This window comes from Pseudomonas sp. B6002, assembly GCF_013385985.1.
Taxonomy (GTDB): Bacteria; Pseudomonadota; Gammaproteobacteria; order Pseudomonadales; family Pseudomonadaceae; genus Aquipseudomonas.
Genome location: NZ_JACAOY010000010.1, coordinates 122,201 through 137,053 on the forward strand (window position 1 = coordinate 122,201; position 14,853 = coordinate 137,053).

The 14,853-nt window shown below is 61.4% G+C and carries 11 protein-coding genes; 3 read left to right on the forward strand and 8 right to left on the reverse strand.

Annotated elements, in window-relative coordinates; translation table 11 throughout:
* Positions 1 to 10: 10 nt before the first annotated feature.
* The 3 genes from HX792_RS14085 to HX792_RS14095 form a co-directional block, all read right to left on the reverse strand.
* The gene (locus HX792_RS14085; protein WP_176996671.1) at positions 11 to 1,261 is read right to left on the reverse strand and encodes a sarcosine oxidase subunit beta; all 1,251 of its coding nucleotides are present in this window, start codon (positions 1,259 to 1,261) and stop codon (positions 11 to 13) included.
* Between the two features lie 22 nt (positions 1,262 to 1,283).
* Complete coding sequence (glyA, locus tag HX792_RS14090; protein ID WP_176996672.1) at positions 1,284 to 2,537, reverse strand: serine hydroxymethyltransferase; 1,254 nt, start codon at positions 2,535 to 2,537, stop codon at positions 1,284 to 1,286.
* A 281-nt stretch (positions 2,538 to 2,818) separates the two neighbouring features.
* Positions 2,819 to 3,547 carry a TraX family protein gene (locus tag HX792_RS14095; protein WP_176996673.1) on the reverse strand — a complete coding sequence of 243 codons (729 nt, stop codon included), beginning with the start codon at positions 3,545 to 3,547 and terminating at the stop codon, positions 2,819 to 2,821.
* A gap of 90 nt (positions 3,548 to 3,637) precedes the next feature.
* Between HX792_RS14095 and HX792_RS14100 the strand changes: the two genes are divergently transcribed.
* A complete protein-coding gene (locus HX792_RS14100; protein WP_110620199.1) occupies positions 3,638 to 4,678 on the forward strand; it encodes a low specificity L-threonine aldolase in 1,041 nt (346 codons plus the stop codon).
* Positions 4,679 to 4,852: 174 nt separating this feature from the next.
* Positions 4,853 to 5,053 (forward strand): hypothetical protein, encoded by a 201-nt coding sequence (locus tag HX792_RS14105; protein WP_176996674.1) that lies wholly within the window; start codon positions 4,853 to 4,855, stop codon positions 5,051 to 5,053.
* Between the two features lie 94 nt (positions 5,054 to 5,147).
* On the opposite strand, the gene gbcB is transcribed toward HX792_RS14105, so the two are convergent.
* Complete coding sequence (gbcB, locus tag HX792_RS14110; protein ID WP_028618224.1) at positions 5,148 to 6,248, reverse strand: glycine-betaine demethylase subunit GbcB; 1,101 nt, start codon at positions 6,246 to 6,248, stop codon at positions 5,148 to 5,150.
* A gap of 280 nt (positions 6,249 to 6,528) precedes the next feature.
* Here gbcB and gbcA point away from each other — a divergent pair, with 280 nt between their 5' ends.
* The gene (gene gbcA / locus HX792_RS14115) at positions 6,529 to 7,824 is read left to right on the forward strand and encodes a glycine-betaine demethylase subunit GbcA (RefSeq protein ID WP_016972861.1); all 1,296 of its coding nucleotides are present in this window, start codon (positions 6,529 to 6,531) and stop codon (positions 7,822 to 7,824) included.
* Positions 7,825 to 8,670: 846 nt separating this feature from the next.
* Here gbcA and HX792_RS14120 read toward each other — a convergent pair.
* The 4 genes from HX792_RS14120 to dgcA all read right to left on the reverse strand — a co-directional run bounded on the left by HX792_RS14120 (position 8,671) and on the right by dgcA (position 14,851).
* On the reverse strand, positions 8,671 to 9,441 hold the full coding sequence (locus HX792_RS14120; protein ID WP_176996675.1) for an electron transfer flavoprotein subunit beta: 771 nt from the start codon (positions 9,439 to 9,441) through the stop codon (positions 8,671 to 8,673).
* A gap of 10 nt (positions 9,442 to 9,451) precedes the next feature.
* The gene (locus tag HX792_RS14125; protein WP_176996676.1) at positions 9,452 to 10,672 is read right to left on the reverse strand and encodes an electron transfer flavoprotein subunit alpha/FixB family protein; all 1,221 of its coding nucleotides are present in this window, start codon (positions 10,670 to 10,672) and stop codon (positions 9,452 to 9,454) included.
* Positions 10,672 to 12,627 (reverse strand): dimethylglycine demethylation protein DgcB, encoded by a 1,956-nt coding sequence (gene dgcB, locus HX792_RS14130; RefSeq protein WP_176996677.1) that lies wholly within the window; start codon positions 12,625 to 12,627, stop codon positions 10,672 to 10,674. Before dgcB ends, HX792_RS14125 begins: the two co-directional genes overlap by 1 nt.
* Before the next feature lie 163 nt (positions 12,628 to 12,790).
* Complete coding sequence (gene dgcA, locus HX792_RS14135; protein WP_176996678.1) at positions 12,791 to 14,851, reverse strand: dimethylglycine demethylation protein DgcA; 2,061 nt, start codon at positions 14,849 to 14,851, stop codon at positions 12,791 to 12,793.
* Between the last annotated feature and the right edge of the window lie 2 nt (positions 14,852 to 14,853).

Consider the following 14,853-nt stretch of genomic DNA (forward strand, 5'->3'; position numbering starts at 1 on the left):
ATTTCTCCTGTTAGTGGGCGACGGCCGCAGCGCCGTGTTCGTCGATCAACGCACCGTTGTGGAAACGGTCGATGGAGAAAGGTGCCGCCAACGGGTGCATCTCACCCTTGGCCAGGCTGGCGGCAAACACGTTGCCTGAGCCTGGGGTGGCCTTGAAGCCACCAGTACCCCAACCGCAGTTGAAGAACATGTTCGGTACCGGGGTCTTGGAGATGATCGGGCACGCATCCGGCGTGGTGTCGACGATGCCGCCCCACTGACGGTTCATGCGCACGCGCGACAGCACCGGGAACATCTCGACGATGGCCTGGATGGTGTGTTCGATCACCGGGTACGAGCCACGCTGGCCGTAGCCGTTGTAGCCGTCGATACCGGCGCCGATCACCAGGTCGCCCTTGTCGGATTGGCTGATGTAACCGTGTACGGCGTTGGACATGATCACGCTGTCGATAATCGGCTTGATCGGCTCCGACACCAACGCTTGCAGCGGGTGGGACTCAATCGGCAGGCGGAAGCCCGCGAGCGAGGCCATGTGCCCAGAGTTACCGGCGGTGACCACACCGACGCGCTTGGCGCCGATAAAGCCCTTGTTGGTTTCCACGCCGATGCACACGCCGTTTTCCTTGCGGAAACCGATCACTTCGGTCTGCTGGATCAGGTCCACGCCCAGTGCGTCAGCCGCACGGGCAAAGCCCCAGGCCACGGCATCGTGACGGGCCACGCCGCCACGACGTTGCACGGTGGCGCCCAGCACGGGGTAGCGGGTGCTCTTGGAGCAGTCGAGGTACGGGATCTCGTCGGCCACTTGCTTGGCATTGAGCAGTTCGCCGTCCACGCCGTTGAGGCGGTTGGCACTCACGCGGCGCTCGGAATCACGGATGTCTTGCAGGGTGTGGCACAGGTTGTACACACCACGCTGGGAGAACATCACGTTGTAGTTCAGGTCCTGGGACAGGCCTTCCCACAGTTTCATCGCGTGTTCGTACAGGTGCGCCGACTCGTCCCACAGGTAGTTGGAACGCACGATGGTGGTGTTGCGCGCGGTGTTACCGCCGCCCAGCCAGCCTTTCTCGACCACGGCCACGTTGGTGATGCCGTGCTCTTTAGCCAGGTAATAGGCGGTCGCCAGACCATGCCCGCCGCCGCCGACGATGACCACGTCGTAGACCTTCTTGGGGGTCGGCGTGCGCCACATCTTCTGCCAGTTTTCGTGGTGGCTGAGTGAGTGCTTGAAGAGGCCGAAGCCCGAGTAGCGTTGCATAGTCATTACTCCAAAACCGCGCTCAGCGATAAACCGGGAAATCAGCGCACAGGGCAGACACGTGCTTGGCCACGTTGGCCTCGACGTCGGCGTCGCCGAGGTTGTCGAGGATGTCGCAGATCCAGCCAGCCAGTTCGATGCACTGCGGCACTTTGAAACCACGCGTGGTCACCGCCGGGGTGCCGATGCGCAGGCCCGAGGTCACGAACGGCGACTGCGGGTCATTCGGCACGGCGTTCTTGTTGACGGTGATGTGGGCGCGGCCCAGGGCGGCGTCCGCCTCTTTGCCGGTAAGGCCCTGACGGATCAGGCTGACCAGGAACAGGTGGTTGTCGGTGCCGCCGGACACAACATCGTAGCCACGTTTGATAAACACGCCGGCCATGGCCTGGGCGTTGTCGATCACTTGTTGCTGATAGGCCTTGAAGCCAGGCTCCAGCGCTTCCTTGAAGCACACGGCCTTGCCGGCGATGACGTGCATCAGCGGGCCGCCCTGGGCGCCCGGGAACACGGCAGCGTTGAGTTTCTTTTCGATCTCTTCGTTGGACTTGGCCAGGATCAAGCCGCCCCGTGGACCGCGCAGGGTCTTGTGGGTGGTGGTGGTGACCACATCGGCATACGGCAGCGGGTTCGGGTACAGGCCAGCGGCAACCAGGCCGGCGACGTGGGCCATGTCCACGAACAGCAGCGCGCCGACCTTGTCGGCGATCTGACGGAAGCGTGGGAAATCCAGGGTCTTGGAGTAGGCAGAGAAACCGGCCACGATCATTTTTGGCTTGTGCTCCACCGCCAGGCGCTCGACTTCGTCGTAGTCGATCAGGCCGGTGTCGGTGTTGATGCCGTATTGCACCGCGTTGTACAGCTTGCCCGAGGACGACACTTTGGCGCCGTGGGTCAGGTGACCGCCGTGGGCCAGGCTCATGCCCAGGATGGTGTCGCCGGCGTTGATCAGGGCCAGGTACACGGCGCTGTTGGCCGAGGAACCGGAGTGCGGCTGCACGTTGGCGTAATCGGCGCCGAACAGTTGCTTGGCGCGCTCGATGGCCAGGGCTTCGACCTTGTCCACGTGCTCGCAGCCACCGTAGTAGCGCTTGCCCGGGTAGCCTTCGGCGTATTTGTTGGTGAGGCCGCTGCCTTGGGCTTCCATCACGCGTTTGCTGGTGTAGTTCTCTGACGCGATCAGCTCGATATGATCTTCCTGACGTTGCTCTTCGGCATTCATGGCCGCCAGCAGTGCGTCGTCATATCCCTGGATCTGGTCTTTTTTGCTGAACATCGCGTCTCTCCCAGCCTTTCGTATTGTTGAGGCCCTCGCAGGGCCCTTTGATGCGATGGTAGGGCTGGTGCAGACAGGTCAAATGCCTACGCACGCCACGCAAAGGTGCGTTTACGACATTCATTGAGCGGCGCAGAACAAATGTGAGAATGGGCCTGTATGGGCGCTGGCTTTTGTGGGAGCTGGCTTGCCTGCGATGGCATCACCACCGTTTAGCTGAGAGACCGAGGTGTCTGCATCGCAGGCAAGCCAGCTCCCACACAAGCCCGCCCCACAGGGGGTTAGGCGATGATCTGGCGGACGAGTAACAGCAGCAGGAAATGCAGGGGATAGAGGACATAAGCCCAACGCCGCATGGCCGGTGGCGAGACGTTTTTGGCACGTCGCAACAGAAACAGACCAGCCAATGGCGCAATCAGACATGCCGCCAACCCCATCAATGCGACCGGCGTGCCGCTCTCGAGCAAAATCTGCCATTGATTGGCGGCCACGCAAACCACCCCCGGCAGCAGGTTGAAATACCAGGCACGACGAAACACCAACAGCATCGCCAACGGCAACAACACACCGAAAAAACCGAACATCAACTGCGCGGAAAACACAGCGGCAATCATGACGGCAATCAGCGCCAATCCTCGATCAAAAAGCGTCTTCTGCTGCCATCCTCGGGCAACCAGCAGGCCCAGCGCCAAGGTCGGCAATACGTTCAACGTATCGGCATCGTCGATAAACAGGCGGTATGGCACTTCACTGATCGCGCTGAACAGCAACAGCCACCCCAGGTAGCGCCATTGACCGGTCACGGGTGCATTTCGTGCGCGGTGCAGATTCGCTGCAATCGCCAGGCAAAACCACGGAAACGCCAGGCGCCCCGGCACGTACAGGCCATCCAGGCTCAAGCCGACATACCGCAGGTGGTCCAGCACCATGCACAGCAGGGCCAGCCACTTGAGCAAATCCAAAGCGCCATCACGGACGCGTCCGACAGGAATCGTTTCAGTACCGTGCATAATTCCCCAGTTACTTTGCATTTACAGAGCGTGCGCACCCGCGACAATCTTGGTTACAGTGCGCACCAACATCGACCACAGGAATGGGCCATGACCGACAAGAGCCAACAATTTGCCAGCGACAACTATTCCGGCATCTGCCCGGAAGCCTGGGCCGCCATGGAACAAGCCAACCAGGGCCATCAGCGTGCCTATGGCGACGATGAATGGACCCACCGCGCCGCCGACGGTTTCCGCAACCTGTTTGAAACCGACTGCGAAGTGTTCTTCGCCTTCAACGGCACCGCCGCCAACTCCCTGGCGCTGTCGTCCTTGTGCCAGAGCTACCATAGCGTGATTTGCTCGGAAACCGCCCACGTCGAAACCGACGAATGCGGCGCGCCGGAGTTTTTCTCCAACGGCTCCAAGCTGCTCACCGCCCGCACTGAAAACGGCAAGCTGACCCCGGAATCGATCCGCGAGATCGCCCTCAAGCGCCAGGACATCCACTACCCGAAACCCCGCGTAGTGACCCTGACCCAGGCCACCGAAGTGGGCAGCGTGTACACCCCGGAAGAAATTCGCGCCATCAGCGTCACCTGCAAGGAGCTGGGCCTGAACCTGCACATGGACGGCGCGCGCTTCTCCAACGCCTGCGCATTCCTTGGCTGCTCGCCAGCGGACCTGACCTGGAAAGCCGGCGTCGACGTGCTGTGCTTTGGCGGTACCAAGAACGGCATGGCCGTGGGCGAGGCGATCCTGTTCTTCAACCACAAGCTGGCTGAAGACTTCGATTACCGCTGCAAACAGGCCGGCCAACTGGCCTCGAAAATGCGCTTCCTCTCGGCCCCGTGGGTGGGCTTGCTGGAAAACGACGCCTGGCTCAAACACGCACGCCACGCCAACCATTGCGCGCAGCTGCTGAGCAGCCTGGTGGCGGATATCCCTGGCGTGGAATTGATGTTCCCGGTGCAGGCCAACGGCGTGTTCCTGCAGCTGTCGGAACCCGCCATCGCGGCGCTGACAGCCAAGGGCTGGCGCTTCTACACCTTCATCGGTAAAGGCGGCGCACGGTTCATGTGTGCGTGGGATACCGAGGAAGAGCGTGTAAGAGAACTGGCGGCGGATATTCGGGAAGTGATGGGCGCCTGATACTGGCGCAGTGCCGAGTCTGTTATTTGATATTTCTGACAGCAGCACGCTGCATTTTCATTGTCTAGCCTCTTGGAACCCGGAAGGAAAACGCCGCTGCAGCGGCTCTCCTTTCGGGTACGACAACCTGCCGAATGATCGGCCGGAAATGGACATCCAATAGAGAGCTAAGCCATGGAATATCAGAGCATCGGCAACACCCTGGAAAGCGACGGCAGCGTCAGCACCACCGTTATTGACTGGGATGAGTTCCGCAAATACGCAAAAGTCGGCGACACCATCCGCGAGCCATCAAGGACGTTGCGGATCTACGATAAAGTCTATGAATTGACAGCATCAGGTCAGCATTTCGTCGTACACATCTACGCCCAATAACCACCCCCCCATGTGGGAGCTGGCTTGCCTGCGATGGCGTCCTCATGATCGCCATCGCTGGCAAGCCGGCTCCTACAGGGGGCGGTGCAAGCCTTTAGAATTCGATGCGCACGTCGCCTTTCGGCACGCTGCAGCACGACAGGATGTAGCCCTCGGCTTCGTCTTCCTCGGTGATCCCGCCGTTGTGGTCCATCTCGACCTCGCCCCCCAGCTTCATCACCTTGCACGTGCCGCAGATGCCCATGCCGCAGGCTTTTGGAATCAACAGGCCAAGCTTGGCCGCCGCCGCATGCACGGTTTCGCCCGGGGCCACACGAATGCTTTTGCCCGAGGCAATGAATTCCACCTGGTGCAGATCCGCCAGGTCGATTTCCGGCGCGTCGGCGGCTTGTTCGGCTTGTTCGACTGCATCGGCACGGGCTTCCGGTGGCGTGGCACCGAAGGATTCCTCGTGATAACGCGTCATGTCGAACCCGGCCACTTCCAGCAGGCGCTTCACCGCGTTCATGTAGGGCGTAGGCCCGCAGCAGAACACTTCGCGCTCCAGGAAGTCCGGCACCATCAGTTCGAGCATCTTGTGGTTCAGGTAACCGCGATAACCGGCCCACGGCTCACCCAACCCGTGTTTCTCACAGATCAGGTGCAGGCTGAAGTTATCAATCCGCGACGCCATGTGCTCCAGCTCGCGGTGGTAAATGATGTCTTTGGGGGAACGGGCGCTGTGGATAAACGTCATGTCGACATTGGCGTTGGTGTCGTAAAACCAGCGCGCCATGGACATAACCGGCGTGATACCCACGCCGCCGCTGAGGTACAGCACTTTGGGGCTCGGGAAGTCGATGGCATTGAACAGGCCCACCGGCCCGTGCACCGCCAGCTCCTGGCCTTCATGCAGCGTGTCATGCAGCCAGTTGGACACCTTGCCGCCCGGCACACGCTTGATGGTCACCGAGAAGCTGTAAGGCACCGACGGCGAGCTGGAAATGGTGTAGGAACGCATGATCGGCTGGCCTTCGATTTCCAGCTCCAGGGTGACGAACTGCCCCGGCTTGAAAAAGAACAGGATCGGCTGGTCGGCCATAAAGCAGAAGGTGCGCACGTCCCAGGTTTCCTGGATGACTTTGACGCAACGGACAATGTGCCGACCATTGGCCCAGGTCTGGGTGGTTACCGGATTCAGGAAATTATTGGACATGTTGTTCTCCACCGCCGACATCGGCCTTATGGTGGCGATTCTGCGTAACGCCAGAACCACCCATTTACCTATCTGCGACATTCACATACTTATCGCGACCAGCCCCCAACGACCTAGGGTTGCGCGTCGGGAACAGATTGGGCCATGTCGCCCATGGATAAGGTTCGGCCCATCGGCGGCCCCACACTCGCTCCCAACAACGACGCTTTCTTTACGCCTTGCTGCACACCTGATTAGCCACTTATCTCGGCCACACAGAATGGCCATGAGGACCTACACGATGGACGTCACCGCAACCTTAAGCTTGGGCGATCCGCTGGAACCCGCACGCAAGGCCACCGCGCAAATGCTGCAAGAGCGCGAGCGCACCTTTTCGCTGCCACAGCCGTTCTACTCTGATGAGCGGTTGTTTGATATCGACATGCAGGAGATCTTCCAGAAAGAGTGGCTGATCGCCGGCATGACCTGCGAAATCCCCACCAAGGGCAACTACCTGACCCTGCAAGTGGGCAAGAACCCGATCATCGTGATCCGTGGCGCCGAAGGCGTGGTACATGCGTTCCACAACGTCTGCCGCCACCGTGGTTCGCGCTTGTGCACCAGCGACAAGGGCAAGGTCGCCAAACTCGTGTGCCACTACCACCAGTGGACCTACGAGCTGGACGGTCGCCTGCTGTTCGCCGGCACCGAGATGGGCGCCGACTTCGACATGAAGCAATACGGCCTGAAGCCGGTGAACGTGAAAACCGCCGGCGGCTACATCTTCATCAGCCTGTCGGAGAACCCGCCGGCCATCGATGACTTCCTGTCGACGCTCACCCACTACATGGAACCGTACGACATGGAAAACACCAAGGTGGCGGTGCAAACCACCTTGATGGAAAAAGCCAACTGGAAACTGGTGCTGGAAAACAACCGCGAGTGCTACCACTGCAACGCGTCGCACCCGGAGCTGCTGAAAACCCTGCTGGAATGGGACGACGTCACCGATCCGCGTGCCGACCAGGCCTTCAAGGACCACGTCGCCGCCTCCGCCGCTGCCTGGGATGCCGAGAAGATCCCTTACGCCCACGCCAGCTTCGGCCTGCGTAACCGCATCGTGCGCATGCCGCTGCTCAAGGGCACCGTGTCGATGACCATGGACGGCAAGCAAGGCTGCGCCAAGCTGATGGGCCGCATCAAGAACCCGGACCTGGGCTCGATGCGCATCCTGCACCTGCCCCACTCCTGGAACCACTGCATGGGCGACCACATCATTGTGTTCACCGTGTGGCCGATCAGCGCCCAGGAAACCATGGTCACCACCAAGTGGATCGTGCACAAGGACGCGGTGGAAGGCGTGGACTACGACCCGGCGCGCATGCGCGAAGTGTGGGACGCCACCAACGACCAGGACCGTCGCCTGGCCGAAGAAAACCAGCGCGGCATCAACTCCACCGCCTATCAGCCTGGCCCGTACTCCAAGACTTACGAGTTCGGCGTGGTGAACTTCGTGGACTGGTACAGCGAGCGCATGCTCAGCAACCTGGGGGCGGCGCCAGCGCCTTACCTCAAGGGTGTGGCAGTACACGAGTAACAGAGCCCACAAAGACCAAACTGTGGGAGCTGGCTTGCCTGCGATAGCGGCGGTGAATTCACTGCACTCATCGCAGGCAAGCCAGCTCCCACATTTGCATCTGCACAGTGTTCAAAATTTGATCAAACCTCTTGAAACCCTTTAACGCCCTGCCCTCCAGCCGTTACCCAACAACTTATCCACAAAGCCACCCACAGCAATTGTGGGCAACTGCGCCATTCACCTGAATTTAATTGAAGAAAATCCGTGACTTATTCAACTCATGGGTTTCAGCATGCATTGCTCACTTATTGATCAAAAACCTACAAACCCCGTAGATAGAGGCCTGTAGCAGTACGCAAACACCTTATCCACAGAGCCACCAACAGAGATTGGGTGTAACTTCAAAAACGTTGTGGAAAACCCTATCAAACCGTCATGAACCGGGGGTTTTCACGGTTTCACAGTAAAATTGGTCATTTTTTACCCAAGTCTGTGTAAGCCACGTTTTATAAGGCCCTCAGCCGATAGCGAACATCTTATCCACAGAAGCGCCAACAGACTTTGGGGGCAAGTCTGTGTGTAAACGCGGTTTCACACAGGGAAAAAACCCAGGAAAAACCGCCAGTTAGCCTGGTTGTTTTTCGTGCAGGGGGCTGGAGGGCTTGATTTGCAAGGGGTGTGGACAGCCGCGAACAGGTTATCCACAGACGGGTCAACAGGGATTGTGGGTAATCTAGCGAACACCGTAAAAACAAATGTGGGAGCGGGCTTGCCCGCGAAGGCGGTGGGTCAGTCAACGCTTGTATCGAAGACCTACCGCCATCGCCGGCAAGCCGGCTCCTACAAGGCTTGGGGGTGGCTGGGTTAGCGTACGACGCCTTCTTCAACCAGCAGCTTGAGGATGGCTTCGGCACCCGCCTCCGGGCTGAGGCCCTTGAGCACTTGCCCGCCGCCGCCACTGGCCTTGGCCGTCGCGGCTTTCATCCGATCGGCACCGCTCTTGGCCTTGATCACCTTGAGGCGCTTGGGCCGAGGTTTGGCCGGTTGCAGCACGGCGCCTGTGAATAACTCGTCCTCCTCCACCTCGACCTCATGGGCTGCCAGCTCGCCGCGTTGCGCGGGGCCGTAGGCACTTTGCCGGGGCTTGGGCGCCGCGTTATCCACCGTGGCCAGGAAGGGCAAGCGCACCTTCAAGCGGCGCCGCTGGCCACGCGGCAAGGCTTGCAGCACATGGGCCACGCCGCCGTCGATGGACTCCACTTGCGCCAGCCCGACGATCAACGGCCAGCCCAATTGTTCGGCAAGCAGGAACGGCAGCATGCCCGAACCTTCGCCGGTTTCCGCCTGACTGCCGGCGAGCACCACCTGGGCACCTGCCTCGCGCAGGTAGTCGCTGAGCACCGGCAAGGCATCGCTGCCCGCCGGTTGCTCCAATACCTGCAGTTGGGGCAACCCCATGCCCAGGTAGCTGCGCAGGGTCGGCTCGTTGATGTTGCCAGCATGCAGCACCTGCAACTTATCCCCAGCCATTTGCAGGCCCAGTTCGACGGCGCGCGCATCCTGCTCGGCACGGCGCGGGCGCCCCGAAGTGGGGTGGGCGCCGATGGACACCAGGCTGATTACATTCGTGGTCATGGCCAACTCCTTAAGCTGCATCGCGCTTGGCGCCGTTGCGGTAGGCCTCGACCGCTGCGATCAAGGCGTGCAGGATCGCGGCGCTTTCGCCAATCACCGACAGGTCGGCACGCTTGATCATGTCGCAGCCCGGGTCCAGGTTGATCGCCACCACCTTGTCGCAGGCACCAATGCCCTGCAGGTGCTGGATCGCGCCGGAAATGCCCACCGCCACATACACCCGTGCCGTGACCCAGGTGCCGCTGGCGCCGACCTGACGATCACGCGCCATGAAGCCGTCGTCCACCGCCACCCGCGAAGCGCCTTCGGTGGCGCCCAGTGCAGCGGCGGTCTGGTGGAACAGCGCCCAGTCCTTCACGCCGTTGCCGCCAGAGAAAATGAATTCCGCCTCGGCCATGGGAATCGCCGCCGGGTCCACCGCCACTGCGCCGAGGTCTTCGATACGCGGCAGGCTGCGGGCCAGGGGTGTGGATAACTCTACGGGCAAGGCTTCGTGACGGGTTTCGCTGACCGGATCGGCGCACTCGGCAGCCGCCAGGATCAGGCGCGGCAGAGGGCGGGCCAAGTCTTCCTGGCCAGCGCCGGCGCGGCCAATGCACTCGTTGCCCTTGATCTGCCAGACACGGGTGGCCGGGCGTTCCTTGAGGCTGGCGGCAAACCGTCGGCCCAATTCGCCCCCGCCACTGCGGCTGTCGGGCAGCAGCCAGTGACGCGGGTTGAATTGGTTATCCACAGCCCGCAGGCCCTGGACACGTTGTTCCGGTGAATAACCGTCGAATGCGTGACCTTCCAACACCAGCAGGCGGTCGACGCCGGCTGCGGCAAACGCGCTTTCCTTGTGCTCGCCAAACACCACCGCCAGCACGGCGCCGTCGCTGCCGGCCAACTGCCGCGCCAGGCCGAGCAAGTCGCGGTCGTGGCTGCTCAGGCGGCCGCCGACCATGTCCGGCACCACGTTGATGTAGAACGCAGGCGTTGGCACCTGGTGCAACGGCAACTGCACTTCCACCGCCACCGTGCGCTTGGCCGCGCCACCCTGTTGGGCGCCGCTGCGGTCGATGCGCTTGATGCCGTTGGGGCCGATAAAACCGACGCCATGTACATGCTTGCGGATGACGCCGTTGGGCCCCATCCAGCTGTGTTGCACCGGCTGCATCGCCGCATGCAGCGGGTGCAGGCGGTTACGGGCGATCCATTCGGCCCGGGGGTCGCGGCGGATAATGTCGCTCATCAGTGCACCTCCGCAGACTTTTGTTGGACAGGGCGCTTTAAAGGAGCTTTTGCCGGTGCGACGTCTTCGAGCAAGGCATCAGCAACGAGCTCGGCAATATCTTTGATCAGTGGGCGCGGTTCGACCACACCCTCAAGCATCGCCGTGCACTGTGGACAGCCCACGGCCACCAGCTCGGCACCGGTTTCGCGGATGTCTTCCATGCGCATGTCCGGGATCCGTTGCTTGCCGGGAATGTCGGTGATTGGCGCCCCACCACCGCCACCGCAGCAACGTGAACGGAAGCCCGAGCGCTGCATTTCCTTGACCTCGATCCCCAACGCCCGCAGCACTTGGCGTGGCGCCTCGTATTCGCCGTTGTAGCGGCCCAGGTAGCACGGGTCGTGATAGGTCACGCTGTTGCCCTTGTGCTGGCCCAGGTTCAACGCGCCCTCGCCGATCAGCTCGGCCATGAAGGTGCTGTGGTGCTGCACGAGGTAGTTGCCGTTGAAGGCGCCGTATTCGTTTTTCAGCACGTGGAAGCTGTGGGGATCGCAGGTGACGATGCGCTTGAAGCAGTACTTTTCCAGCGTCTGGATATTGCGTGTGGCCAGCAGTTGGAACGTAGCTTCATCGCCCAGGCGCCGAGCCACATCGCCGCTGTCGCGCTCTTCCAGGCCGAGTACCGCGAAGTCCACATTGGCTGCTTTCAGCACTTTGACGAACGCACGCAAGGTGCGTTGGTTGCGCATGTCGAAGGCGCCGTCGCCGACCCAGAACAGCACGTCAGTGGTGCCTTTTTCGCTGAGCAAAGGCAGGTTCAAATCCGCCGCCCAGTTCAGCCGCCCGCCCGGTGCAAAACCGCCGGGGTTGTCGGTGGCGATCAGGTTTTCCAAAACTTCGGCGCCCTTGTTCGGGGTCGCGCCCTTTTCCAGGGTGAGGTGGCGGCGCATGTCGACGATGGCGTCCACGTGCTCGATCATCATCGGGCACTCTTCCACGCAAGCGCGGCAGGTGGTGCAGGACCACAGGGTTTCAGCGTCCACCAGGCCGTTGACGATCGGCTGATGCGGGTTACCGCTGTGTTCGCCAATGGCTTTGCCCGGGTAAGGGCTGCCGGCAAACTTTGCATCGGTACCACCGGCCAGGCCGACGACCATGTCCTGGATGAGTTTTTTCGGGTTCAGCGGTTGGCCGGCAGCGAACGCCGGGCACGCGGCTTCGCATTTGCCGCACTGCACGCAGGCGTCAAAACCGAGCAGTTGGTTCCAGGTGAAATCCTTGGGTTTTTCCACACCCAGGGGCGCGGTTTTATCGCTGAGGTCCAGCGGCTTCAAACCGGTGGAACGGCCACCGCCGAAGCGCTCGGCACGGCGGTGCCAGGCCAGGTGCAGCGCACCGGCGAAGGCGTGCTTCATCGGGCCGCCCCAGGTCATGCCGAAGAACATTTCGGACACGCCCCACAGCACACCCACGCTCAGCAAGGCGGCGAGCAGCCAGCCACCGAAGTCAGCCGGCAGAATCCCGGCCACCGGCAAGGTGACCAGGAAGAAGCTCACCGAGAACGCCATGAGGCTCTTCGGCAGGCGCATCCACGGGCCTTTGGACAGGCGTGACGGCGGGTTGCGACGGCGCAGGTACACAAACGTGGCGCCGACAAACATCAGCACCGAGGCCAACAGCAAGGCATAACCGAGAATGCGGTTATGCAGGCCGAAGCCGTGCACCAGAATGGCGAGCAGCGCCGACAGCACAAACCCGAGCGCCGTGGCGACGTGGGTGTTGGCGATGTATTTGTCGCGGGCGACCACATGGTGCAGGTCGACCATGTAGCGCTTGGGCATGGCCAAAAGGCCGCCCAGCAAGTCGACCTTGGACGCACGGCCACGGCGCCACATGTTCACCCGGCGCAGGGCGCCGAGGACGGCGAGGCCCAGGGCGGCGAACAGCAGGATGGGAAGAAGGGTGTTCAGCATGGTGAAGCTCCCAAAGACCTCGGGGTCTTGCAGGTCGAGATGCCTTGCTCAATTCCTGTGGGAGCGGGCTTGCCCGCGATTGCAGTGTGTCAGTCAACAAAGATGTCTACTGAACCACCGCTATCGCGGGCAAGCCCGCTCCCACAGGGTTCTCCACAAGCCGTCAGAAATCCTTGCACAGGCGCAGGGCGTCATAGATCGCAGCGTGGGTATTGCGCTGCGCCACACAGTCACCGATGCGGAACAGCAAGTACCCGTCACCCGCTTCGCTCAAGCACGGTTGCGGCTTGATCGCGAACAGGGCTTCGACGTCGATCTGGCCCTTGTTGCGCGAGCCTTCCTTGAGTGCGTAGTAGATGGCTTCGTCCGGACGCACGCCGTTCTCGACGACCACCTGGTCCACCACCCGCTCCTCTTTGGCGCCGGTGTATTCGTTCTCCAGCACCGCCACCAGCTTGTCGCCTTCGCGGTAGACCTTTTCCAGCATCATGTCGCCGGTCATGATCACTTCTTTGGGGTACATGCTGCGGTAGTAGGTGGGGAACGACGTACCGCCAATGGCCACGCCCGGCTTGATGTCATCGGTGACGATCTCGACCTGGCTGCCTTTGTCGGCCAGGAAGTCGGCCACCGACATGCCGGTGAATTCGCAGATGGTGTCGTACACCAGTACGTTTTTGCCCGGCGCGACTTTGCCGTCGAGCACGTCCCAACTGCTGACGACCAAGCCTTCGGCCGCGCCCCAGTGTTCGTTCTGTTCGACGTTCGGGGTGCCGCCGACCGCCAGTACCACCACGTCCGGACGCAAGTCCTGGATGGTGTCGGCATCGGCCGCCACGCCCAGGCGCAGGTCAACTTTCAAGCGTGCCAGCTCCAGCTGGAACCAGCGGGTGATACCGGCGATCTGGTCACGCTGCGGCGCCTTGGACGCTGTGGTGATCTGCCCACCGATAAATTCTTTTTTCTCGAACAAGGTCACGTCGTGGCCACGCTCGGCAGCGACGCGCGCAGCTTCCATCCCGGCAGGGCCGGCACCGACCACCACGACTTTGCGTTTTGGCCCAGTGGATTTTTCGATGATGTGCGGCACGCCCATGTATTCGCGGGAGGTCGCGGCGTTCTGGATGCACAACACATCCAACCCTTGGTACTGGCGGTCGATGCAGTAGTTGGCGCCGACGCACTGTTTGATCTGGTCGATCTGGCCCATCTTGATCTTGGCGATCAGGTGCGGGTCGGCAATATGCGCACGGGTCATACCGACCATGTCCACATAACCGCCTTCCAGAATCCGCGTGGCCTGGTTCGGGTCCTTGATGTTCTGCGCATGCAGCACCGGCACCTTGACCACTTCCTTGATCCCGGCCGCCAAGTGCAGGAATGGCTCCGGTGGATAACTCATGTTCGGGATCACGTTGGCCAGGGTGTTGTGCGTGTCACACCCTGAGCCGACCACACCGATGAAATCGAGCATGCCGGTGTCGTCGTAGTACTTGGCGATCTGCTTCATGTCCTCGTGGGACAAGCCGTCCGGGTGGAATTCGTCACCGCACAGACGCATGCCCACGCAGAAGTCATCGCCCACTTCGGCGCGTACGGCCTTGAGTACTTCCAGGCCGAACTTCATGCGGCCTTCAAAGGTGCCGCCCCATTCGTCAGTACGCTTGTTGACCCGTGGGCTCCAGAACTGGTCGATCATGTGCTGGTGCACGGCGGACAGTTCCACGCCATCCAGGCCACCGGCCTTGGCACGGCGTGCAGCCTGGGCGTAGTTGCCGATCACGCGCCAGATTTCTTCCGGCTCGATGGTCTTGCAGGTGGCACGGTGCACCGGCTCACGCACGCCGGACGGCGACATCAGCGTCGGCCAGTTAAAACCGTCCCAACGCGAGCGACGGCCCATGTGGGTAATCTGGATCATGATCTTGGCGCCATGCTTGTGCATGGCGTCGGCGAGGTTCTGGAAGTGCGGGATGATGCGGTCGGTGGACAAGTTCACCGAGCTCCACCATTCCTGCGGGCTGTCGATGGCCACCACCGAGGAGCCGCCACAGATCGCCAGGCCGATGCCGCCCTTGGCTTTCTCTTCGTAGTACTTCACATAGCGGTCAGTGGTCATGCCGCCGTCGGTGGCATACACCTCGGCGTGGGCAGTGCTGAGTACGCGGTTGCGAATGGTCAGTTTGCCGATCTGGATCGGCTGGAACATTGCTTCGAAAGCCATGG